General features: G+C 63.3%; 21 protein-coding genes. 11 read left to right on the top strand and 10 right to left on the bottom strand.

Translation table 11 applies throughout. The features are described from left to right. The first annotated feature begins 217 nt into the window (after positions 1-217). The 6 genes from JAO73_RS20520 (at position 218) to JAO73_RS20495 (ending at position 6,852) form a co-directional block, all read left to right on the top strand. Positions 218-1,192, top strand: coding sequence for an arginase (locus tag JAO73_RS20520; protein ID WP_190921805.1), 975 nt, complete (start codon positions 218-220; stop codon positions 1,190-1,192). A 130-nt stretch (positions 1,193-1,322) separates the two neighbouring features. Next, positions 1,323-2,489, top strand: a complete 1,167-nt coding sequence (locus JAO73_RS20515; RefSeq protein ID WP_198979125.1) for an acyltransferase family protein — start codon at positions 1,323-1,325, stop codon at positions 2,487-2,489. 66 nt (positions 2,490-2,555) lie between these two features. Beyond that, the gene (gene argS, locus JAO73_RS20510; RefSeq protein ID WP_198979124.1) at positions 2,556-4,352 is read left to right on the top strand and encodes an arginine--tRNA ligase; all 1,797 of its coding nucleotides are present in this window, start codon (positions 2,556-2,558) and stop codon (positions 4,350-4,352) included. A 130-nt stretch (positions 4,353-4,482) separates the two neighbouring features. Next, complete coding sequence (locus JAO73_RS20505) at positions 4,483-5,064, top strand: LOG family protein (RefSeq protein ID WP_198979123.1); 582 nt, start codon at positions 4,483-4,485, stop codon at positions 5,062-5,064. 129 nt (positions 5,065-5,193) lie between these two features. Next, on the top strand, positions 5,194-5,781 hold the full coding sequence (locus tag JAO73_RS20500) for a glutathione peroxidase (RefSeq protein ID WP_198979122.1): 588 nt from the start codon (positions 5,194-5,196) through the stop codon (positions 5,779-5,781). 174 nt (positions 5,782-5,955) lie between these two features. Beyond that, positions 5,956-6,852 carry a 1,4-dihydroxy-2-naphthoate polyprenyltransferase gene (locus tag JAO73_RS20495; RefSeq protein WP_198979121.1) on the top strand — a complete coding sequence of 299 codons (897 nt, stop codon included), beginning with the start codon at positions 5,956-5,958 and terminating at the stop codon, positions 6,850-6,852. Between the two features lie 79 nt (positions 6,853-6,931). On the opposite strand, the gene JAO73_RS20490 is transcribed toward JAO73_RS20495, so the two are convergent. Further along, positions 6,932-8,275: a carboxylesterase family protein gene (locus JAO73_RS20490; RefSeq protein ID WP_198979120.1), complete on the bottom strand. Its 1,344-nt coding sequence runs from the start codon at positions 8,273-8,275 to the stop codon at positions 6,932-6,934. 110 nt (positions 8,276-8,385) lie between these two features. Then, positions 8,386-10,035 carry a DEAD/DEAH box helicase gene (locus JAO73_RS20485; protein ID WP_198979152.1) on the bottom strand — a complete coding sequence of 550 codons (1,650 nt, stop codon included), beginning with the start codon at positions 10,033-10,035 and terminating at the stop codon, positions 8,386-8,388. Positions 10,036-10,244: 209 nt separating this feature from the next. Between JAO73_RS20485 and JAO73_RS20480 the strand changes: the two genes are divergently transcribed. From JAO73_RS20480 to JAO73_RS20460, 5 genes are all read left to right on the top strand, one after another. Further along, a complete protein-coding gene (locus tag JAO73_RS20480) occupies positions 10,245-10,991 on the top strand; it encodes a class I SAM-dependent methyltransferase (RefSeq protein WP_198979119.1) in 747 nt (248 codons plus the stop codon). A 42-nt stretch (positions 10,992-11,033) separates the two neighbouring features. Continuing rightward, on the top strand, positions 11,034-11,366 hold the full coding sequence (locus tag JAO73_RS20475) for a hypothetical protein (RefSeq protein ID WP_198979118.1): 333 nt from the start codon (positions 11,034-11,036) through the stop codon (positions 11,364-11,366). Next, on the top strand, positions 11,363-12,052 hold the full coding sequence (locus JAO73_RS20470) for an ATP-binding cassette domain-containing protein (RefSeq protein WP_198979117.1): 690 nt from the start codon (positions 11,363-11,365) through the stop codon (positions 12,050-12,052). The genes JAO73_RS20475 and JAO73_RS20470 overlap by 4 nt, the downstream gene beginning before the upstream one ends. A 54-nt stretch (positions 12,053-12,106) precedes the next feature. Continuing rightward, on the top strand, positions 12,107-13,261 hold the full coding sequence (locus JAO73_RS20465; protein ID WP_233169318.1) for a CaiB/BaiF CoA transferase family protein: 1,155 nt from the start codon (positions 12,107-12,109) through the stop codon (positions 13,259-13,261). Between the two features lie 123 nt (positions 13,262-13,384). After that, entirely contained in the window at positions 13,385-14,293 is a 909-nt protein-coding gene (locus tag JAO73_RS20460; RefSeq protein WP_233169317.1) for a hypothetical protein, read from the top strand. 43 nt (positions 14,294-14,336) lie between these two features. Here JAO73_RS20460 and trpS read toward each other — a convergent pair whose 3' ends face one another. From trpS to JAO73_RS20420, 8 genes are all read right to left on the bottom strand, one after another. Further along, positions 14,337-15,311, bottom strand: coding sequence for a tryptophan--tRNA ligase (trpS, locus tag JAO73_RS20455; protein WP_190921814.1), 975 nt, complete (start codon positions 15,309-15,311; stop codon positions 14,337-14,339). A 6-nt stretch (positions 15,312-15,317) separates the two neighbouring features. Beyond that, positions 15,318-16,055, bottom strand: a complete 738-nt coding sequence (locus JAO73_RS20450; RefSeq protein WP_198979116.1) for a hypothetical protein — start codon at positions 16,053-16,055, stop codon at positions 15,318-15,320. 23 nt (positions 16,056-16,078) lie between these two features. Continuing rightward, the gene (locus tag JAO73_RS20445) at positions 16,079-16,825 is read right to left on the bottom strand and encodes a queuosine precursor transporter (RefSeq protein ID WP_198979115.1); all 747 of its coding nucleotides are present in this window, start codon (positions 16,823-16,825) and stop codon (positions 16,079-16,081) included. Positions 16,826-16,863: 38 nt separating this feature from the next. After that, positions 16,864-17,775 (bottom strand): ribonuclease Z, encoded by a 912-nt coding sequence (locus tag JAO73_RS20440; protein WP_198979114.1) that lies wholly within the window; start codon positions 17,773-17,775, stop codon positions 16,864-16,866. A gap of 138 nt (positions 17,776-17,913) precedes the next feature. After that, entirely contained in the window at positions 17,914-18,288 is a 375-nt protein-coding gene (locus JAO73_RS20435; RefSeq protein ID WP_046246220.1) for an STAS domain-containing protein, read from the bottom strand. A gap of 70 nt (positions 18,289-18,358) precedes the next feature. Beyond that, complete coding sequence (locus JAO73_RS20430) at positions 18,359-19,228, bottom strand: DUF4198 domain-containing protein (RefSeq protein WP_198979113.1); 870 nt, start codon at positions 19,226-19,228, stop codon at positions 18,359-18,361. 3 nt (positions 19,229-19,231) lie between these two features. Continuing rightward, positions 19,232-19,990, bottom strand: a complete 759-nt coding sequence (locus JAO73_RS20425) for a hypothetical protein (protein WP_198979112.1) — start codon at positions 19,988-19,990, stop codon at positions 19,232-19,234. Positions 19,991-20,020: 30 nt separating this feature from the next. After that, positions 20,021-21,859, bottom strand: a complete 1,839-nt coding sequence (locus JAO73_RS20420; protein WP_198979111.1) for a glycosyltransferase — start codon at positions 21,857-21,859, stop codon at positions 20,021-20,023. Between the last annotated feature and the right edge of the window lie 126 nt (positions 21,860-21,985).

Below are 21,985 nucleotides of genomic sequence, written 5' to 3'. Positions count from 1 at the left end.
CCGCTATCCCGCCTCGCATCGTGACGATGGAATATTAGCGACTTGGCTACGGCAGATGCTTCTGCCGCAAGGCAGCGCTCGAAGTGTTTCTAGTTGTCAGTTGCTGGTTGTCAGTTGTCAAGTCGTTCATCGATTCTAACAACTGACAACCAGCAACTGACAACTAAAATCCTTGGAACGATGCCACCATTCAGCTATCCTAAATTCCCACCCTCCGATGAAACGCATCAAATTACTGGAAGTCCGCTCCGAGCTTGGGGCCGGCACCCGCGGCTCCGGCATGGGCATCGACGCCCTGCGCGTGGCCTGCCTCAACAAGGGCTCCGACTATTTCCGCCGGTTCAACTCCGTGGTGGTGCCCGATTTGAACCACGTGCTGTTCGACAAAACGCCGTTCCCCTTCGCCAAGCACATCGACGCCATTTACACCGTGCAGAAGGGCATTGCCGCCGCCGTGGAGCAAACGCTGCGCTTCGGCGAATTCCCGCTGGTGCTGGCCGGCGACCACAGCAGCGCCAACGCCACCATTGCCGGCATCAAGGCCGCCTACCCCACCAAAACGCTGGGCGTCATCTGGATTGACGCCCACGCCGACATTCACTCGCCCTACACCACGCCCAGTGGCAACGTGCACGGCATGCCGCTGGCCGCCTCGCTCGGCGTCGACAACCTCAAACACCAGCGCAACATCCCCGACGCCGAAACCATCTTCTTTTGGCGCCGCCTGCAAAACCTGGGCGAGCCCGGCCCCAAACTCAAGCCCGAACACTTGGTGTACGTGGTGGTGCGCGACACCGAGGAAGAAGAAGACGCCCTCATCGAGGAACTGGGCATTAAGTGGATAAAGCTGCCCGAAATCAAGGCCAAAGGCTCGCGCCGCCTCACCCGCGAGATTTACGAGCACCTGCGTTTCTGCGACCTGGTCTACATTTCCTTCGACGTCGATAGCCTCGACTCGAGCTTCAGCATCGGCACGGGCACGCCCGTGGAAGACGGCCTCTACCTCTCCGAAGCCGAAAACCTCTGCCAGGACCTGTTGGAAAACGACCGGGTGGTGTGCTTCGAGATGGTCGAAATCAACCCCACGCTGGACAACGGCAACACGATGGCGAAAAATGCCTTCAACATCTTGGAAAAAGCCACAGATGCCATTGAGAAGCGGCTGCGGCTGGAGGAAGTGGTGAGCCGGTAGGAGCGCCATCGACACGCTAACCAACGCCGACGCCAAGCGCCCGGCCCACGGCCGCAGTACTCGGCGGGTGCGGGGCGCCTGGCGGATGCAACCCGGCTGGATACCCTGGTAGGCCCCTAGCTTTGCCATCATGTCGGCTCCTTCATTTTATCGCCGCCCGGGCAGTCCGGTTTATTTCCCCAACCTCAACGGACTACGGTTTGTGGCGGCGCTGATGGTCATCGTGCATCACATCGAACAGCTGCGCTTATACCAGGGGCGGCCTACGCACTGGCACATACCGGCGGTACAGCGCATGGGCGACGAGGGCGTAACGCTGTTTTTTGTGCTCAGCGGCTTCCTGATTACATATTTGCTATTGACGGAGCAGGAGCAATTTGGGTCTATTGCCGTAGGCAAGTTCTACGGGCGGCGAATGCTGCGCATTTGGCCGCTGTATTACGCGGTGGTGCTGGTGCTTGCCACCTGGCTGCAAGGACAGGAAGCCGCCACGGTTCTTGCCACTCATAGGCCGGAACGCCTCATGCTCTACGCCGTGCTATTGCCCAACGTGGCGCTGGTGCTCTACGGCGGCATCCCGTTTCTGCCGCAGGCCTGGTCCATTGGCACCGAAGAGCAGTTTTATCTGCTGTGGCCCTGGGTACTGCGGCGGGCCGGCCGCCACGTGCTGCCGGTGGTGGGCGGGGTGTTTTTGCTGTTGCTGGGGGTGCAGCGCGGCATTGTGCTGGCGTTTCACGCGGCCCAGCCCACGCCGGGGCCCGAGTTGGATTTCGCCTTCGGTTTCCTTTATTATTTCCGGCTCGATTGCCTGGTGCTGGGGGCGGTGCCGGCGGTGCTGTTGTTTCAGCGGCGCACCGCCGTGCTGCGCGGGCTGATGGCCCCGGCCACGCAATGGCTCACGTTGGCGGCCGTGGTGGCGCTGTTGGCCTGGGGCCGGCCATTTCCATTGCATGAGCAGGTGTACGCCAGCCTGTTTGCTGTTTTGATTTTGAATCTGGCCGCCGCCGAAAAGCCCGTCATCTGCCTGGAAGCGAGCTGGCTAAATTACCTCGGCAAGCTCTCCTACGGGCTATACATGCTGCACTACCTGGCCGTGGCGGCGGTGTTGTGGCAGCTTGGGCCCTGGCTCGACGCCCAGGCGGCGGGGCTGCGCTGGCTGCTCACGCTGCTGGCCACGCTCGGGCTGTCGGTGGGGCTGGCCATGCTTTCCTATTATGGGCTGGAGCGACCGTTTCTGCGCCGCAAAACCCCTTTGGAACGGGTATGGGCCGGCGGAAGCGTAGCGCGGCCTCGATAGTCCGGGTTTCCGCGCCCCCTGAGCGGCTACTATCGTGCTACCTGCATCGGCCCGTACCTTTGCCCCGTGCAACAGTTAGAATCCTCCCTCAAAACCGCCCTGCAAAACGCCGCCCAGGCCGTTTTTGGCGTTGAAGTTCCCACCGCCAGACTCACGCTCCAGCCCACGCGCAAGGAGTTTGCCGGCAGCTTCACCCTCGTCACGTTCCCGCTCACCAAGGCTTTGGGCAAAGGCCCCGAGCAAATCGGCCAGGCTCTGGGCGAGTGGCTGAAAACCCACGAGCCCCGCGTGCGCGGCTACAACGTGGTGAAAGGCTTCCTGAACCTCGAAATTGCCGATGCCGAGTGGCTGAGCCAGTTTGCGCAGCTGCGTGCCCAGCTTGCCACTGCGCCCGTGGGCACCGATGGCGGCCCGCGCAACGTGGTGGTCGAATACTCCTCGCCCAACACCAACAAGCCCCTGCACCTGGGCCACCTGCGCAACAATTTCCTGGGCTACTCCGTGGCCGAGATTCTGAAAGCCACCGGCGCCACCGTCACCAAAGCCAACCTGGTGAACGACCGCGGCATCCACATCTGCAAGTCGATGATTGCCTACCAGCACTTCGGCCACGGCGAAACCCCCGAGCAGGCCGGCATGAAGGGCGACCACCTCGCCGGCAAGTACTACGTGCTGTTTGAGAAGCACTACCGCGAGGAAATCAAGCAGCTCGAAGCCGAAGGCGTAGCCACCGACATCGCCAAAAAGCAGGCCCCCCTCATGGCCGAAGCCCAGCAGATGCTGCAGGCCTGGGAAGCCGGCGAGCCGGAAGTGAAAGCCCTCTGGAGCCAGATGAACGGCTGGGTGTACGAAGGCTTCGACGAAACCTACAAAACCATTGGCGTCGATTTCGACCAGTACTACTACGAGTCCGAAACCTACCTGCTGGGCAAGGAGCGGGTGGAAGAGGGCCTGACCAAAGGCGTGTTTTTCAAGAAAGAAAACGGCTCGGTGTGGGTCGATTTGCAGGCCGAGGGCCTCGACGAAAAGCTCCTGCTCCGCGCCGACGGCACCAGCGTCTACATCACCCAAGACCTGGGCACGGCCGAGCTGAAGTACCAGGATTTTGGCTACGACAGCAGCATCTACGTCATCGCCGACGAGCAGAACTACCACATGCAGGTGCTGCAAGCCACGCTCAAAAAGCTGGGCAAGCCCTACGCCGACGCCATTCACCACCTTAGCTACGGCATGGTGGATTTGCCCTCGGGCAAGATGAAATCGCGCGAAGGCACCGTGGTAGACGCCGACGAGCTGGTGCGCGACGTGGTGGCCGCCGCCAAAGCCGCCACCCTCGAAAAAGGCAAAACCGAAGGCCTCAGCGATGAAGAGTTGGAAGAGCTGTACCACATGCTGGGCCTGGGCGCGCTGAAATATTACCTGCTGAAGGTGGACCCCAAGAAGCGCATGCTCTTCAACCCCGAAGAGTCGGTGAGTCTGGAAGGCCACACCGGTCCGTTCATTCAGTACTCACACGCCCGCATTGCCGCCATTCGCCGCAAAGCCACCGAGCTGGGCATTGACGAATCGGCCGATTGGAGCGGCATTGCCGGACTGGAAGCCACTGAGCAGGAGCTGATTCAGGAGCTGGCCCGCTACGCTTCCGTGGTCGCCGAAGCTGCCCGCAACCTCTCGCCCGCCGTCATTGCCCAATACGCCTACGACCTGGCCAAAGCCTACAACCGTTTCTACGCCGAAGTGTCGATTTTCCAGGAAACCGACGTGGCCAAGCGCAGCCTGCGGGTGGCGCTGTCGGCGCGGGTAGGCGAGCAGATAAAGGCCTCAATGGGCCTGCTGGGCATCCAAGTGCCCGAGCGGATGTAGAGACGCAATATTTTGCGTCTCGTCGCTGAACGGCTCGCGTTGAACGGCCGTGACTGCGCACTACCGCGCCAACTACACAACATCAACAACGACGAGACGCAAAATCTTGCGTCTTTACTTCGTTCTATCAATGAAAAGCATTGCCGTGTATTGCGGTTCCAGCGCCGGAACCAATCCGAATTACATCACCCAGGCGCAGGCCCTGGCCCAAGCCATGGTGGCCCGCGGCCTCACGCTGGTGTACGGCGGCGGCCGCGTGGGCCTGATGGGCACCATCGCCGATGCCGTGCTGGCGGAAGGCGGCCAGGTCATCGGCGTCATTCCCGATTTTCTGGATGCCAAGGAGCTGGCCCACAAAGGCTGCACGGAACTGCACGTCGTGAAATCCATGCACGAGCGCAAGCTGATGATGGCCGACCGCGCCGACGGTTTCATTGCCATGCCCGGCGGCTACGGCACCCTCGAAGAGCTGTTTGAAGTGCTGACCTGGGGCCAGCTCGGCCTGCATCGCAAGCCCGTGGCCTTGCTCAACGTGGACGGCTACTACGACCTGCTGCTGCAATCCCTCGACCGCATGCGCGATGACCAGCTCCTGCGCGCCGAAAACCGCGCCCAACTCCTGCAATCAGCCAACCCCGAGGAGTTGCTGAAGCAAATGGCCGCCTACCAGCCGGTGCAGCTGGAGAAGTGGCTGACGCCGCCCACCACCTAAGCCCGGTGCCATTCGCTTACTCGCCACTTAGCAGCCACCCAGCGCAACCCCCGGCCCGCGCTACCAGCCAAAACCCTATTGACCTTCGGCTGGTTACGCAGGCAAATGCTAATGCCGTACCTTCAACCCATGAAAAATTCCCTTATTCTCACCCTGGCCGTGGCCGCCTCGGCCCTGGCCTTTACCGTCGCTAAGCCGACCAACCCCGCTGCCATGACACCCGCCAACGAAACCGCCAAACCGGCCCCTTCCGTGTACGATTTCACGGTGAAGTCCATCGACGGCAAGGACGTGAAACTGAGCCAGTATAAGGGCAAGAAACTCCTCATTGTGAATACGGCTTCCAAATGCGGCTTCACCCCGCAGTATAAGGAGTTGGAGGAGCTGTCGAAGAAATACGCGGGCAAAGTGGTGGTGCTGGGTTTCCCCTCCAACAGCTTCAACCAGGAGCTGGCCTCGAACGCCGAAGTGGCCTCGTTCTGCGAGAAAAACTACGGCGTGACGTTTCCGCTCTTCGAAACCGTGGCGGTGAAAGGCGACAACGCCGCTCCGCTCTACAAGTACCTGTCGGACAAGACCAAGAATGGCGTGGTTTCCGACGCCCCGAACTGGAACTTCTGCAAGTACCTGGTGAATGAAAAAGGCCAGGTGGTGAAGTTTTACGGTTCGAAAGTGACGCCCCTGAGCCCCGAGCTGCTGGCCGACATTGCCAAGTAGTTTTTGCTTTATCATGACTTGAAAGAACGTCATGCAGAGCGCAGCGCAGCATCTCGCGTGCCGCACTAATGAATAATCGTTGACCGATTCGATTAGTGTTGCAACGAAGCGAGCAAAATGCTTCGCTGCGCTCTGCGTAACGTTCTTTTGCATTCTAAAATTACCCCTTTGCCCATGTCGCCCTGGATTTCCGCCTTCCGCCCCCGCACGCTGCCGCTGGCCCTGGCCAGCATCCTCACGGGCGGTTTCCTGGCCAAAGCCAATGGCCACTTCGACGGCCTGGTGGTGGGCCTAGCGGCCCTCACCACCATCCTGCTCCAAATCCTCAGCAACCTGGCCAACGACTACGGCGACTCGCAAAACGGCGCCGACAGTGTGCACCGCCAGGGCCCGCAGCGTGCCGTGCAGAGCGGGGCCATCACCCCCGCGCAAATGAAGCGCGGCATGTGGATTTGCGGGCTGCTGGCGCTGGGCAGCGGGCTTGCTTTGCTGTGGGTGGCGCTGGGCGCGGCCGGGCTGGGATTGTTCCTGGGATTTCTGGCGCTGGGGCTGGCGGCCATCTGGGCAGCGGTAAACTACACGGCGGGCGCAAACCCCTACGGCTACGCGGGGTTTGGCGATATTTCGGTGTTTCTGTTCTTCGGCATCGTGGGCGTGTGCGGCACCTACTTCCTGCAGGCCCGTAGCCTGCCGCTGCAAGTGCTGCTGCCCGCTGCCGCGCTGGGCTGCTTTGCCACGGCGGTGCTGAATGTGAACAACATCCGCGACATCAACTCCGACGTGCTGGCCGGCAAAATCACCATTCCGGTGCGGCTGGGCGCGGTGCATGCCCGGCGCTACCACTGGCTGCTGCTGCTGCTGGGCCTCGGGTGCGCCACGGTGTTTGTGGCGCTCACCTACCATTCGCCCTGGCAGTGGCTGTATGCGCTGGCCGTGCCGCTGTTTGCCTTCAACGCCATTCAGGTGTGGCAGCGGAAGGAATCGATGCAGATAGACCCGCTCCTGAAGCAAATGGCCCTGAGCACGCTGGTGTTCACGGTGCTGTTTGGGGTGGGGCAGGTGCTGGGGTAGGCACGCCGGAACCCCTGGCAGGTGCTTCGCGGCAGGCATTGCCACTGCCGCTTTCCTACAAGCAACTGCTTTCGTGGAATTACTCGGCTTTGCTTACCTGACGCAGCGACAGCACGCCGAGAACCTCCACCGGCGCCGGCAAGCTGCCCGTGCGCGCAAAGCCGGCCCACAACTGCCGCACCTGCCGGGCCGCCTCGTTGAATTCTGCCCACTTGGTTTGCCCCAGCAGGGGCGTGGCGGCCCAACTGGCCTCGGTGCCCAGCAACAGCGGCAAATCGATGGTATGCGCCGCGCCAAACGGGCTGCCCATTGGCTGAAAATGCACCAAGAAATGATAAGCCCGCCCGCCAGCCTGCGCGTGCCGCCGGGCAAAAGCAATGGCCGGATGCAGGTAAATGGCGTTGGAGCTGAGCTTGGTGAGGAGCCGCACCACCGGCGCTCCGAGCAGCGGCAGCCGCTGCAGCCGGTTGAGCGACGGCTCAATGACGGCAAAAAAGCGGGTTTCCTCAGCTGTGGCGCCGATGAGGACGTCGAACTGCGGGGCCACCGCCGCCCAGGTTTCCTCCACAGCCGTTTCGGGTGGCAGGGGCGGGGCGCCGTATTGCGGGCCGAAGGGCATTCCGCTTTTCAGCCCAAACCGGCGCACGCTTTTCGTCACGGAGCTTTCGCGGGCCAGCACTTCCCCGACAGCGCCAAGCGCCGACAGGGAGCCCGCCGCGGCCACCATGGCCCGGCTCATGGCGCGGCGGTGGCGCGTGATGCCCAGCGGGGCGCTGTGCAGCACCACCCTTCGGAACAAGCTGCTCGCCTCGGCCGTCAGCATGAGTTGCGCAATGGCATCGGCGCCGGAGGAGTGGCCCAGCAGCGTTACCAAGGCAGGGTTGCCGTGCAGCCCGGCAATGTTGCGCTGCACCCACCGCAGGGCCTCCAGCAGGTCCAGCAGTCCCAGGTTGGGCGGCGTGCCGCCTTCGCCGCCCAGGAAGCCCAATAGGCCCAGCCGGTACGTTACGGCCACAAATACCACGCGCTGCTCGGTCACCAGCGCGGTGGGGTCGTAAATGGACAAGTCGCCGGCTCCCGTCACGTAAGAGCCGCCGTGTACCCACACCAGCACGGGTAGTTGCTCGGCCGGGTCAGCATCGGCCGGCAGCGTCACGGACAGCCGCAGGCAGTCTTCGCTGAAGGTTAATTCCTGGTACAAATCACCCAGCACTTCCTCCAAGCGCGTATCGGCCACCTGCGGGCACGCCGGCGCGGGGGCCGTGGCCACAATGGGCGACGCCGCCACCGGCTCCGGCTCCGGATACTGAAACCGTTTGGCGCGGGCGTACCGGATGCCGGTAGCGCGCACCACCCGCCCATCGCGCCGGGCCACAATGGTGCCGGCCGCGGTCTGGAATTGAGGAAAATCCGAAGGGTACATACGGAGTGGTTGACGGAACTGCACACAAAAGCGCCCCGGTACGTCACTAGCCCGGCCCGCAGAAGGGCGCTGGGCGGCGACGTACCGGGGCGGCTCAATACGCCTTCCGGTTACTCGGCGGCGGGGCTGGCGGCCATGGGAGCGGTATCACCGCCTTCGGGCTTGGGCCCGCGCTTGCGGTTACGGCCACCGCGGTTGCGGCGGCGCTCGCCTTCGGCACGGGGCGGCCGAGCCTCGCCTTCGGGCCGGGGCTCGCGGGGCGGACGGGCTTCGCCTTCGGCACGAGGAGCGCGGGGCTCACGGGGCGGGCGGGCCTCGCCCTCCGGGCGAGGGGCGCGCTCGGGGCGGGGGCCCCGGTCGCGGCGCTCTTCACCTTCGGGGCGGGGCGAGCGCTGATAGGGCACGGCCGGGGCCTGGCCGGCATCCAATGCCGCGAGGGCATTTTTGGCGGCGGCCAGACGCTCTAGGTGCTTGGGGTCTTTGGGGTCGGGCGCGTCGCGGCGGGGCTTGCCGCCGTCGCGGCCGCCATCCCGGCCGCCACCTTCGCGGCGCGGGCCCCGGTCACCTTCGGCGCGGGGGCCACGGTCGCGGCCGCCGCCACCGCCGTGGCCACCACGGGCCGGGCGGCCGCCGATTTTGCCTCCCAGGCCGGCAAAGCGCTTGGGGTCAAACTCGGGCGCTTCGCCCAAGCCCAACTGCTCGGTAATTTTCTGTTTCTCGATGTCGCGCTCAATGAGCTTTTCAATCTTCACCACCCGGTCTTGGTCCTGGTCCGAGATGAAGGTGATGGCCGTGCCTTTGGTGGCCGCTCTGGCGGTACGACCAATCCGGTGCACGTAGTCCTCGGCCGCGCGGGGGATGTCGTAGTTCACCACGTGGCTCAGCGAGTCGATGTCGATGCCGCGGCTGAGCACATCGGTGGCTACCAGAATGGGGAACTGCTTGTTTTTGAAGGCCCGCATGATTTCCTCGCGCTCTTCCTGGGTGCGGTCGGAGCTAATGCCGCGGGCTTCCACGCCCAGCTTGTTCACCGCTTTCACGATGCCGCCCACGGCCGCTTTCTGGCTGGTGAAGAGCACCATGCTCTGCACGTCCTGGGTTTTGATGAGGTGCTCGAGCAGGTAGATTTTCTGGCGGTCGTAGGCCATGTAAAACTGCTGGTCGATGCCGGCGGCGGGCTTCGACACGGCCAGTCGGATTTCGTCGGGGTTCTTCAGAATCTGCTGCGAGAAGTCGCGGATTTTGCTGGGCATGGTAGCCGAGAACAGCAGCGTCTGGCGCTCCTTGGGCAGCTGGCGCACAATGTTCAGGATGTCGTCCGAAAAGCCCATGTCCATCATCTTGTCGGCCTCGTCCAGCACCAGGTACTTAATCTGGTCGAACTTCACGTAGCCCATTTGCAGGTGGGCAATGAGGCGGCCGGGCGTGGCAATGATGATGTCGGCCCCCGAAGTAAGAGCGCGCTTCTGCTGCTCCCAGTTCTCCGATTTGCCGCCGCCGTAGATGGCTATCGAGCTGGCTTCTACGTAGTAGCCGAAACCCATCACCTGCTCATCAATCTGGGTGGCCAGCTCGCGGGTGGGCACCAGAATGAGGGTGGTGGTGTGCCCGTGCTTGGCGTGCGAAATCTTGTCGAGCAGCGGCAGCAGGTAGGCGGCGGTTTTGCCGGTGCCGGTTTGGGCGCAGGCAATCAGGTCTTTGCCCTCGATGATTTTGGGGATGGCCTGCTCCTGAATGGGGGTGGCCTGCTGGTAGTTCATGGCGTCGACGCCGGCCAGCAGGTCGTCGTGCAGCTTGAATTCGTGAAACGTCAAGGTTCAGCTAATAAGAGTTGTAAAAGGCTGACCGTGATGCCGTGGCCAGCAAACCGCTTGATTTGAGGTAAAGATACGGCGGAGCCTGTCTCTGCGCACTGCGCAGCCCGGCTGCGCACGACATCACTTTCTTTACGAATTCCAACGCCTGCCCCATGCCCACGCTCGACCGTTTTTCCGCCCAGGCCGCCGACTACGCCCGGTACCGCATCGACTACCCCGCCGAACTCTACGACTGGCTGCTGCCCCAGGTAGAAAGCCGCGAGCGGGCCTGGGACTGCGCCACCGGCAACGGCCAAGTGGCCGTGGTGCTGGCCGAGAGCTTCGTGCGCGTGGATGCGACCGACCTCAGCTCAACGCAGCTCGCCCAGGCCACGCCCCGGGCCAATGTGCACTACCAGCTGGCCCAGGCCGAGCACACGCCTTTCCCGCCGCAGCGCTTCGACCTCATTACGGTGGCGCAGGCGGTGCATTGGTTCGACCACGCCGCCTACCACGCCGAAGTGCGCCGCGTGGCCCGCCCCGGCGCCTTGCTGGCCGAATGGGGCTACAACTTCTGCCGCACCGACAGCGCCGCCCTGAACGCGGCGCTCGACCGCTTCCACGACGAAACCTCGGCGCCGTACTGGGACGCCAACCGCCGGCACATCACCGAAGAATACGCCCGCATTCCCTTTCCGTTTGCCCATGCGCAACACGCGCGCTTTGCCGAAAAGCGCCAGTGGACGGTGGCCGACATGCTGGGGTACCTGGGCACGTGGTCGGCGGCGGCCAACTACGCCCGGCAGCACCACGGCGCCGACCTGACGGCCCTGGTGGCCGACGAGCTGAGGCAGCTGTGGGGGCCGGGGGCGCGGGAAATCACCTTCCCGGTATTTGCGCGGACCGGGCGGGTAGAATAATTGGCGCATTGCCGCGTTAGCCCGCCCAACCAACTGCTTTTAATGACCAACCTGGCCACTCAACTGCGGGCCGTAGGCCTGTTTTACCGCAGCGTGGCGCCGTTTATGCTGGGCATTTCGGGGCTGATGCTGCTGGCCGTGCTGCTGCCGGCCCTGCTCGAAGGCTGGGGCGAGGGCCTGCTGCCCGCGCTCATGCTCACCAAGCTGGCCACGGCGCCGGCGGTATGGTACCTGTCGGAGCAGTTGCGGCCGGGGCAATACTGGTTTTATTTCAACCTGAACGTGTCGCGGCGGCGGTTGTGGGGCGGCGTGGTGGCCCTCGATGCGGTGCTGTTTCTGGGCGGTGCTTTACTCCTGCGCGCGGTGCTGGCATGAGCAAAGTCCATGTAAACCAGTCTGGTATGCAGGTGCTGGAGGCCGATGGCATTCGCATCGTGTTCGGGCAGCGGCAGGTGCTGGCCAGCATCTACCTGCAGGTGCAAACCGGCCAGATTGTGGGCCTGTTGGGCCGCAACGGCAGCGGCAAGTCGGTGCTGCTGCAAACTGTTTTCGGGGCCCGGGCCGTGGCCGATGCCTCCGTGCGCGTGAACGGCCGGCGCGTGGTGCCCGCCTTCCGCGAGCCGGGCCTACTCAACTACCTGCCGCAGGAGGCGCTGGTGCCGCCGTCGCTCTCGCTGGCCAAGGCGGCCCGGCTACTGGGCATGGACGTTGACCAGGCCACCGCCCGGTTTCCGGAGCTGCGTTCGCAGCTTGGCAAGCGGGTGGGAGAGCTGTCGGGCGGGTCGGCGCGTTTGGTGCAGGCGCTGCTGCTGTTGCACCAGCCCACGGCTTTTTCGCTGTTCGATGAGCCGTTTTCGGGCGTGATGCCGGTGCACGTCGAAACCCTGGCCGAAGAAATGCAGCGCCTGAAATCGCGCAAAGGCCTGCTCATCACCGACCACCGCTACGCCGAGGTGCTGCCCCTCTGCGACGTGGTGTACCTGCTGCACCAGGGCCGCCTGCTGAAGCTGGAAGGCGACGTGCGCCAGCAACTGCGCGACCACGGCTACCTCGCCGCCTGACCTAACTTGCGGGCGCGGCGGCGCAGGGCTTGCCTTTTTTCAGCCTCAATGCATATGTCTCAGTTGCCTCCCTTTGCCCAGCTGCGCGTGCTGGAGCTGGCTTCGGTGCTGGCAGGCCCGCAGGTGGGGCAGTTTTTTGCCGAGCTGGGGGCCGAGGTCCTCAAAATAGAAAGCCCCGCCGGCGACGTCACGCGCACCTGGAAAACCAGCGCCGAAACCGCGGCATCGGCCACTACGGAGGCCTCCGTTTCGGCGTATTTCGCGGCGTCGAACTGGGGCAAACAGTCGCTGGTGCTCGACCTGACCACTGCCGACGGGCAGGCCGCCCTGCACGCGCTGGCCGAGGGGGCCGACGTGGTGCTGGCCAGCTACAAGCCGGGCGACGCCGAAAAGCTACGGGCCGACTACGCCACGTTATCGGCCCGCAACCCGCGCCTGATTTACGGCCACCTCACCGGCTACGGCCCCCACAGCCCCCGCACCGGCTACGACGCCGTGCTGCAGGCCGAGGCCGGCCTCATGCACCTCAACGCCGCCGGCGCCGGCCAGCCGCCCCAAAAAATGCCCGTGGCCATGGTCGACCTGCTGGCCGCGCACCAACTCAAGGAAGGGCTGCTGGTGGCCTTGTGGCGGCGCGAGCGCACCGGCCAGGGTGCGTTGGTGCAGGTCGACCTGCTGAGCAGCGCGCTGGCGTCCTTGGCCAATCAGGCGGCCACGTACTTGGTCACTGGCCACGACCCGCAGCCGCTGGGCTCGGGCCACCCCAGCATTGTGCCCTACGGCACCGTGTATAGCGCCGCCAACGGCCGCCAGCTGGTGCTGGCCGTGGGTTCCGACGGCCAGTTTCGACAGCTGTGCGCGGCGCTGGAACAGTCCGCCTGGGCGGAAGACGTCCGCTTTCAAACCAACGCGGCCCGGGTGCAGCACCGCGCCGAGCTGGAAGCGCGGCTCACCCAGCGCATCGGGGCCGTAGACGGCGACGCGCTGCTGGCCGAGCTGGAGCGCCGCGGCGTGCCGGCCGGCGCCGTGCACTCGGTGGGAGAGGCCCTGGGGCATCCGTCGGCCGCGGCCATGCTGCTGCCCGCGTCCGGGAATGGCCCGGCCGGCCTGCGCACGGTGGCCTTCCAGGGTTCGGGGTGGTCGGCCGTGGCTGCTCTTGGCCCGCCGCCCGCGCTGGCCGCGCCGCCGCCGGCCGAGCCGGGCTTGTAACTATGGCCCGGCTTGGTTGCGTACCCCTTCAGGACGCCCTAAGCACGGCGCACCGCTGCTGGCGGCGTCCGAGCGTTGTTTTATTTCTCGCGCCGCCGTTTTTCCGGGCGTAATTCTTTTCACATGGCCAAGTCAACCACCCAACGGGGCACCGAGCCCGAACTGTTCACTCCCGCCGAAACCGCCGCCACGCCGGCGCCCGAGCAGCCGGCCCCGGCCAAAAAGAAAGCCAAAACCGCCAAAGCCGCTAAGCCCGCTACCACCGCCGCGCGCGTGCCGTCCGAAGCCGGGCACAGCGGCGCCACGGCCACCAACAACCAGCCCACCGCCGAAGCCGGCTCGCCCACCGAGGCGCCCGCCGACCGCCTCGACCAGATTTTTGAGGGCCTCAAGCAGAAGTCGGTGGCCAAGCAGGCCATCTACCGCAACACCCAAGCGGCTTTCGACTGCCTGCGGCTGGTGTCGCAGGAGTTGGTGGTGGAGCTCAGCCGCAAGCTCACGCCCCTCGATTCGAGCGTGGTCATTGAGTACCGCTCCATCAACGACATGGAGTTTCACATCAAGTTTTCGGGCGATTTGCTGGTGTTCGTGATGCACTCCAACGTCGTGACCTTTCCCGACGACTACGGCCCCATGCCCAGCGCCTACGTCAACGCCGACTTTCGGCGGCGCTTCTTCGGCCACATCATGGCCTATAACTTCATGGCCGACAGCATCAAGTACCAGCGCATGAATGACCCGGGCTACCTGGTGGGCCGCCTGCTGGTCAATATCGAAAACCACTACTACCTCGAAGGCGTGCAGCAGCTGGAGCTGCCCGATAACGACATGTCGGACAACATCATCTCGCCCGACGCCATGCGCCTCTTCGTGGAAAGCGCCATGATTGCGGCCGTCAACAACGACCTCATTGCCCCGCTGCTGCCCGAAATCCAGAAAATCAGCGTCAAGCAGAAAGTCGAAAACCAGCAGGTGAGCCGCGGCAGCAAAGTGGGCTTCAGCTTCTCGCACCAGCAGGTGCACGAGGGGTAAACCCGCCGGTCATTGCGAGCGCAACGAAGCAATGACCGGCGGGCTACTTCCCGTAGCCCACTTTCTGCCGCACTTTGGCCAGCACGCCGGCACCGTATTCCTGGGCGCGTTTCGCGCCGATGGCCAGCGCCGCGTCCAGCTCCGGCAGGTTGTTCATGTAGAAGTCGAACCGTTCGCGCTCCACCGCAAAACGGCGCAAAATCAGCTCGTACAGCTCTTTTTTGGCGTGGCCATAGCCGTAGCCGCCGGCCAGGTAGTTCTGGCGCATCGTCTCAACCTCGGCCGGCGAGGCCAGCAGCGAGTAGAGCTTGAACGTCACGTCCGTGTCCGGATTTTTGGGCGCTTCGAGCGGGGTGCTGTCCGAAATGATGCTTTTCACGGCTTTCAGCAGCTCTTTTTCGGGCGCAAAAATGTCGAGGATGTTGCCGTAGCTCTTGCTCATCTTGGCGCCGTCGGTGCCGGGAATGGTCATGAGCTGCTCGTCGACGCGAGCCTGGGGCAGCACCAGCGTTTCGCCGTAGCGGTTGTTGAAGGCGCTGGCAATGTCGCGGGCAATTTCCAGGTGCTGAATCTGGTCTTTGCCCACGGGCACCACCTCGGCGTCGTAGAGCAGGATGTCGGCCGCCATCAGCACCGGGTAGGTAAACAGGCCGGCGTTCACGTCCGAGAGCTTGTCGCTCTTGTCCTTGAAGCTGTGCGCGTTGGCCAGCATGGGGTAGGGCGTGAAGCAGCTCAGGTACCAGGTCAGTTCGGTCACCTGCGGCACGTCAGACTGCCGGTAAAACAGGTTTTTCTCGGTGTCGAAGCCGCAGGCCAGCCACGCGGCGGCCACGGCATAGGTGTTGGCGCGCAGCAACTCGGGGTCGCGCACGGTGGTGAGCGAATGCAGGTCGGCGATGAAATAGAGCGAGTCGTTGACCGGGTTTTTCGACAGCTCGATGGCGGGCAGGATGGCGCCCAGCAGGTTGCCCAGGTGGGGGCGGCCCGTGCTTTGGATGCCGGTAAGGATGCGGGACATGAAAAACTATTTTTTGGCGGGGAGCCGAACCCCCGTGTTGTAGGCGTGCACGGCAGCGGGCAGCTGCAGCTGCGTCACTTTGCCGGTTTCGATGCGCTTCTGCAGTTCGGCGTCATCGGGAAAGAACGCCGTGGTGGCCCCCACGGCGGGCAGAATGAATTTTTCCTCAGCCGGCGTGAACAGGCCCTTGCGCGGACCGGGCGAGTAGGGGACTAGCGGCTGCCCGGCACCGGAGCGCAGCAGCAGGATGTAGGTTTTCTTGTAGCCGGGGCCACTGCCCATGGGCACAAACATGGGGCCGCCGGCCATGCCCAGCCCGGCCGCAAAGGCAGCTGCCGGCACGATGTAGCCGCCTCGGCTGCCGCCCAAGAAGCCCTCGTATTCGTAGCGAAACACCTGCACGCGCCCAGCGGTGTCCACCACTTCCACAAAGTCGCGGTCGACGGGTACGCCGCCTTTTTCATCGGGTGCCACAAAGTTGCCGCCCACCACATAGGAGCGGCGGCCCAGCGTGCAGCGCTTCACCGCCGCCGGTTCAAGTTCCTGCTCCTGCTTGCCGTCGTAATACACCAGAATGGCGGGCGATTGCACCGTGGCCAAGCGCAGCTGAAACGAACCGTTCAGCTGCTCGCCGTTGGCGAGCGTGCAGGTGCCTTTGCTGAAGCCCAGTTGGGCATGGCCGGGCAGGCCGGTGCCCAGAAGCAGCCCAAACAGGCCAAGAAAAAAGGTAGAGTTGAAAGCCATGCCGTGATAAAGAAGGAGGGTAATTACACGCTGATGTTTTCCGCGGCTTCTTCCTGCAGCTCGACCGTTTCTTCCGGACCTAGGTAGCGGTCAATCAGAAAATGCGCCAGGTAGAGCACCGGCGTGAGCAAAATGGCCGCCGCGAATTTGTACCAGTAGTTGGTGTTGGCCACCGAGATGACCTGGTCGAAGCTCCAGTTGCCGAACAGGTAAAACGCCACGTAGAGCACCACAAACGAATCGACGAGTTGCGACACCAGCGTGGAGCCCGTGGCCCGCAGCCACACGAAGCGCCCGCCCGTGGCCCGCCGAATGGCCGCAAAAATGGTGGCATCGAGCACCTGCCCCACCGCAAACGCCACAATGGAGCCGGTGATGATGCCCAGCCCCTGCCGGAAAATGCTTTGGTAAGCAAAATCGATGTTGAACGGCCGGCCCAGGTTGTCGGTCTTGTTCACATCGAGCCAGAATGCCGCCGGCGGCAGCTTGGTGGTGAGGTAGATAACGCCGAAGGCGAACAGGATGAGGGCCATGGTGAGGTAGCTCACGCGCAGCACCCCGGCCTTGCCAAAATACTCGTTGATGATGTCGGTGGTCACGAACACCACCGGCCAGATGAGCACGCCCGCCGTGAGGTTGTCGTCGCGGCCCATCAGCGGCAGCAGCGAGAATATTTTCACCCCAATGATTTCGGCCAGCAGCGCATTCACGATGAAAATGCCGCTCAGCACGAGGTACAACTGCTGCTTTTTGTGCGCGAAGGGAGTCATGGAAAAAATATGGTCGGCGGGGGCGGGGAACAAGCGGGTTACAGGCTCACCAGCAGCCCTTCGGTGGCTAGCTCAGCCTGGGGGAACACGGCGTGGGCCTCGTGCAATAGCGGCTCCAGTGCCTTGTAGCGGCTGGAGAAGTGCCCCAGCAGCAGGCGTTTGGCGTGCGCGTCGAGGGCCAGCTGGGCGGCCTGGCGGGCAGTGCTGTGGTGGGTTTGGGCGGCGCGCTCGCGCAGGTCTTCCAGAAACGTGGCCTCGTGGTAGAGCAAGTCGACCCCCTGAACGAGGGCGGCCAGCGCGGGCGTGTACAGCGTGTCGGAGAAGAAGGCGTAGCGGCGCGGCACCGGCGGCGGGCCGGCCACGTCGGCGTGGCGCAGGCCGGGCTGGGTGGCATCGGCTTCGAGGTCGAGGCCCTGGGCCAGGCGCGCCAGCTGCTCGGGGCGCAGGCCGGCGGGAAGTCTGTCCTTCAGCAGGTTGGCCCGACGGGGCTTTTCTGCAAACAGGTAGCCCGCGCACGGAATGCGGTGGCGCATGGGCAGCGAGGCCACGCTGATGGCGTCGTCTTCGTACACCACGGCGTGGGCCTCAGTGTTCACGGGCGTAAACTCCATGGCGAAGGCCAGGTGCATGTTCGAGACGCGGGCCTGGGTGATGAGCACCTCGTCGAGGCCGGGCGGGCCAACGATGCGCAGCGGCTGGGTGCGCCCTTGCAGGTGCATGGTGCCCAGCAGCCCAAACAGTCCAAAATAATGGTCGCCGTGCAGGTGCGAGATGAAAACGGCCCGCAGGTGGTGGGGCCGCACGCGGTGCTCCAGCATCTGCCATTGCGTGCCTTCGCCGCAGTCGATGAGGTAGGACGCCGCGCCCACCGTGAGCACCTGCGCCGTGGGGTGGCGGCCCGCCACGGGCGTGGCCGAGGCCGAGCCCAATATCTTCAGCTCGAAAGTCAAGGGTTAGCGGGTAGCCGTTAGCCTGTTAAGTGAAAAGGAGGACGATGCAGGCGCCATAGAAAAGAAATTGGCTGTTGACTGTAGCACTCCGCGAAGAAGGCTAACAGCTAACAGCCAATAGCTAGAAGCTAAAAAAACCTACTCCTTGTCGGTCAGGTCGCGCTCGATGGCGTGCAGAAACACGCGGTCGATGCCTTCTTCCACGGTGGGCAGGATGTGCAGCACCGACTCCAGCTTGCTGATGGTGATGAGCTTCAGCACATGGTCTTGCAGGCCGGTGAGCACCAGCAGGCCGCCCGTGGAGTTGCACAGCCGGTTGGCAATCAGAATGGAGCTGAGGCCCGACGAATCCGTGTACTTCACGTTCGTGAGGTCCAGGATTAAGTTGTTGATGCCTTCAGCGTTCAGCTTCACGAACTCCGATTTGAGGTCGGGCGCAACGGTGGTGTCGAGCTTCTTCTCCTCAATGGTGATGATGGTGTAGCTTTCTTTTTTATCAATCGTGTACTTCATACAGCGTAAGCAAGGAGAGTAAGGGAACGGCGAAGGTAAATAAAAAACCCAAAATCTTGGGTGAAGCCGGCTAATGTTTTGCGCCGGAGCGTAGCCCGGCAGTAAGCGGCCCCGCAAAGGTGAGCGAAGCCCAGGTAGATTGCCAATCGGCGCGGTCGCGCAGTCGGGTAGGAGCAGCCGTCATGTCCACGGCCGCCAGCAGGTAGGGGCCGGGTCCGGATAGTCGTAACAAGATTCGGCCGTTTTGGTTGGCGCGGGTGGTGAAATGCGTGGTGGGCAGCCCGCCCGGCTGGCGCTGCCACACCTGCACGGCCGCCCCAAACGCGGGCTTGCCGGCGCGCAGCACCCGCACCGTGAGCGACTTATCGGTGGCCACGCGGTAGGGGTTTTGCTCGGGCACCAGTTCCAGGGGCAGGCCGTAGACGTGCCGCCAGGCCGTGTCGGCAAGGGCAGGGGCGGGGGCGCCTACGTGCACCAAGGCTTTGGCGCAGCGGCGGTAGGTTTCGCGGCCGGGCTGGGCCATCTGGTCGTTTTCCTGGCGCAGCTTCAGGGCGTAGTCCAGGCCTTCTTCGCGCAGGTAGGCCGTGAATTCGGCCGCTGGCAGCTCAAGAAAGGAGTTGGTGGAACGCATGAGCAGCACGTGGGTGCCGGGCTGCGCAAAGGCGAAGCCGGTGCGGAAAGTGTCAGTTTCGGCGGCGTTTTTGGGGGTGAGGTCGGTGGTGTCGGCCGGGGCGGGCCCGTAGCGCACTAGGCGCAGCACTTTGGTGGCTTTGGTGGTCCAGGGCTTGCCGGCGAAGTCGGCCCCAATGAGGGGCCGAATGCTGACCGTGGCGCCGGGCGAGAGGCGGAAGCGCGGGGCTTCGAGCCAGAACTCGTGGGCGAGGCTAGCGGTGGTAAGGCTGCTTGCAAACAGGGCCAAAACGACAAGATTGGTGCGCATAACCTAAGTAGGGAATGAAGATAATCGCAGTCGGTTTCGCACTAGCCTGGGTAGGTTTGCAATTAACATGGCATTGGCCGGGGCAGCGCGTTGCAACGCCAATTCTTCTTGCTCGTTGAGTTTTCCTAACTCATCTAGCGAGACTTCATGTAAATATTCGTATTCGCGGCCTTCAAAAAAATACGTGTAGTGCGCCGTGAATATCTTTTCTTCATCGTCTGAACGGGAAGCACAAGGCTTGACGCGTGCACAAATAGCCGGTGCTACCTGTATATCGTCGGCAATAGCAACGGCTTGGGTGCAATAAGAAATGCCTTTACGTAGCATTTGCAGGCCGCTGACCAGACAACTGATGGTTGGAATTAGGGCCCATAGTGGATACGGAGCGCCAGAAGTCCCGCTGATACGAGAAAAACGGGGTTGATTTTTAACGTACTCAACCTGAACCGCAGTGCCTGGTGCTACGGTGTGCGAACTTGAATAAGAATGGCCCTGGTATAGGTGGCCTGCTCTTTGAAAGCGGTAGTTGATTTCCCAGATGGACTCATCATCATCGCCATCTGAGAGGCTAGTAAGGTTAGCGCTGGTTATAATGCCCGACGTTTGCGCAACGGGCTGGGCAAGAAACCACACGCTTGAAAAATCTACTATCGGCCAGAGAAAGCATGTCAACACTACTCCGGTAGCGCTAAAGGCCAAGCCAGCTAGAAAACTGAGGCTGCCAAAGAAAATTTGCAGCTTTTCGCTCAATGTCAGTCGCATGTCGGCACACGGATAAAGTCGGGCATCAACTTACTGCCGTTCCAGCGCCAGCGCGTAGGCCCGGTCGTAGTGCACGCGCAGGTTTTTCCAGTCGAAGAGCTCGGCGGAGCTTTCCACGGCGTTGCGCTGCATGATGCGCTCGCGGCGGTTGAGCAGCACGAAGTCCCACATCATGTTGCAGAGCTCTTCGGCCGACTCGTCGAAAGATTTTTCCTGGCGGTGCACCACAAAAATGCCTTTTTGCTCGGGCTCGGGGATGGTTTCGAGCACGTAGTCGCCGAAGCCCGACAGGTCGGAGGTGATGGCGGGCACGCCGCGGGCCACGCATTCGAGCGGGGTGTAGCCCCAGGGCTCGTAGTAGCTCGGGAACACGCCCAGGTGGCAGCCGCGCACAAACTGTCCGTACTCCATGCCCAGCAGCGGCGAGGCCGGCGACACAAAGTCGGGGTGGTACACCATTTTCACCCGGTCGTGCTTGTGGTTGAGCAGGTTGGCCCGGCGCATGAAGTTCAGGATGTCGTCCTCCTGGTCGTTCACCAGGTTGTGGGTGATGACGGGCGGCAGGGTGTTGGTCTTCCAGGTTTGCAGGGTGCGGCGGTAGCGCAGGCGCCAGTAGTCGTCCACCATGGAGCTGAGCTCGGGCAGCTTGTGGTCCTGGCTGGCGGCGGCGGCGTAGAACAGGCGCTCGCCCACTTGCCGCTCAATGGCCTGGCAGGTTTCGTGCACTTCATCGAGCAGAGCGCGGCGCTCCAGCACCTGCGGGTTGATGCTGGTGTAGGGCCGCTTCGTGATGAAAAACATTACCACCTGGCCTTCCAGGCCGCTTTGCTGCAGGCGGTGGTTGAGGCGGGCCAGGGCTTCGAGGGTCAGGTCGAAGCCTTTGTTGTGGTACTCGTAGCGGCCGGAGGTGAAGAAATACAGCGTCTTGTCCAGGTCGAACGCATACGACTGGAAAAAGTGCGCCATCACGAACTCGTGAATCTTGGCCTTGTACTGCTGGTGCAGGTTCTGGAACTCGTGCAGGGCCACAAATCGCTCGATGTTGAGGCCGTTGGGCAGCACCGCGTCCGGAATTCGGTCGAGCAAATAGATGCACTCGCGCACCGTCAGCTCGCTCACGGTGGTGAATACGTGGCTGCCGTGGGCAGCGGCGCGCTCCATCTTCACGGCCGGTTCGATGTTAAAATGCCGGGCCTCGTTTTCCCAGTTCACCCACATGAGGTGGTCGTAGAAATCGGGGTCATTCATGGCCAGGTAGCGGCCCAGCAAGGTGGCGTGGGTGGTGAAGAGCAGGTGCGCGGGCACCTGCAGGCGGCGCAGTTCCGGAATGGCCACGCCGGTCATCCACTCGTGGAAATGACCCAGCAGGCGTTGCGCGGGTTTCACCTGGGCCGCCACGTGCTGGAAGAAAATGGTGGTGAGGTGGCCGAAGGCGATGACCTGATGCAGCAGGTCGTCGGTATCGGGCGACGGGATGCCGTGGCGCTGCCACAGCTCCGACTTTAGCTCGCCGAGCTTTGGATAAGCTTGAAAGGGATTGATGAGCACTACGCGGGGCCGGCCCGTCACGAGCCAAGTGCCGTAGTTCACGTCGTAGCCCTGGGCGCGCATGGTGCGCACGGCCGCTCCAAAGGGGTCGGAGGCGGTGTGCACGGTGAGGTCGTCGAACGGCTCAAACTCGCCCTGGGCCATATTGGGGAAATACGGACCCAGCAGGCAGTACCGGTTGCCCCAGGCAGGCATGGTGGCGGGCACCTTGGAGCGGATGACGGTGTAGATGCCACCCACCTGGTTGCAGACCTCCCAGGCCACTTCAACGAGCAGCGAATCGGGAAAGAGGGCTTCGGGGGCGTTGGGGGTGGTTTGCATAGGGGTGGGCACGGGAGGACGGGGGCTAAGAACGCGGCGAAAGGTAAGCCGGCCGGCGCTGTAGATGCCACTGCGGGCCGCCTTTTTTACGGGCGTCGGCGCCCGGCCTAAACTTCGACCCACCAA

This window comes from Hymenobacter miniatus, from assembly GCF_016427455.1.
GTDB lineage: Bacteria > Bacteroidota > Bacteroidia > Cytophagales > Hymenobacteraceae > Hymenobacter > Hymenobacter armeniacus.
The sequence above is the reverse complement of the archived record's forward strand: the minus strand, read 5'-3'. Positions and strand labels throughout refer to the sequence as shown.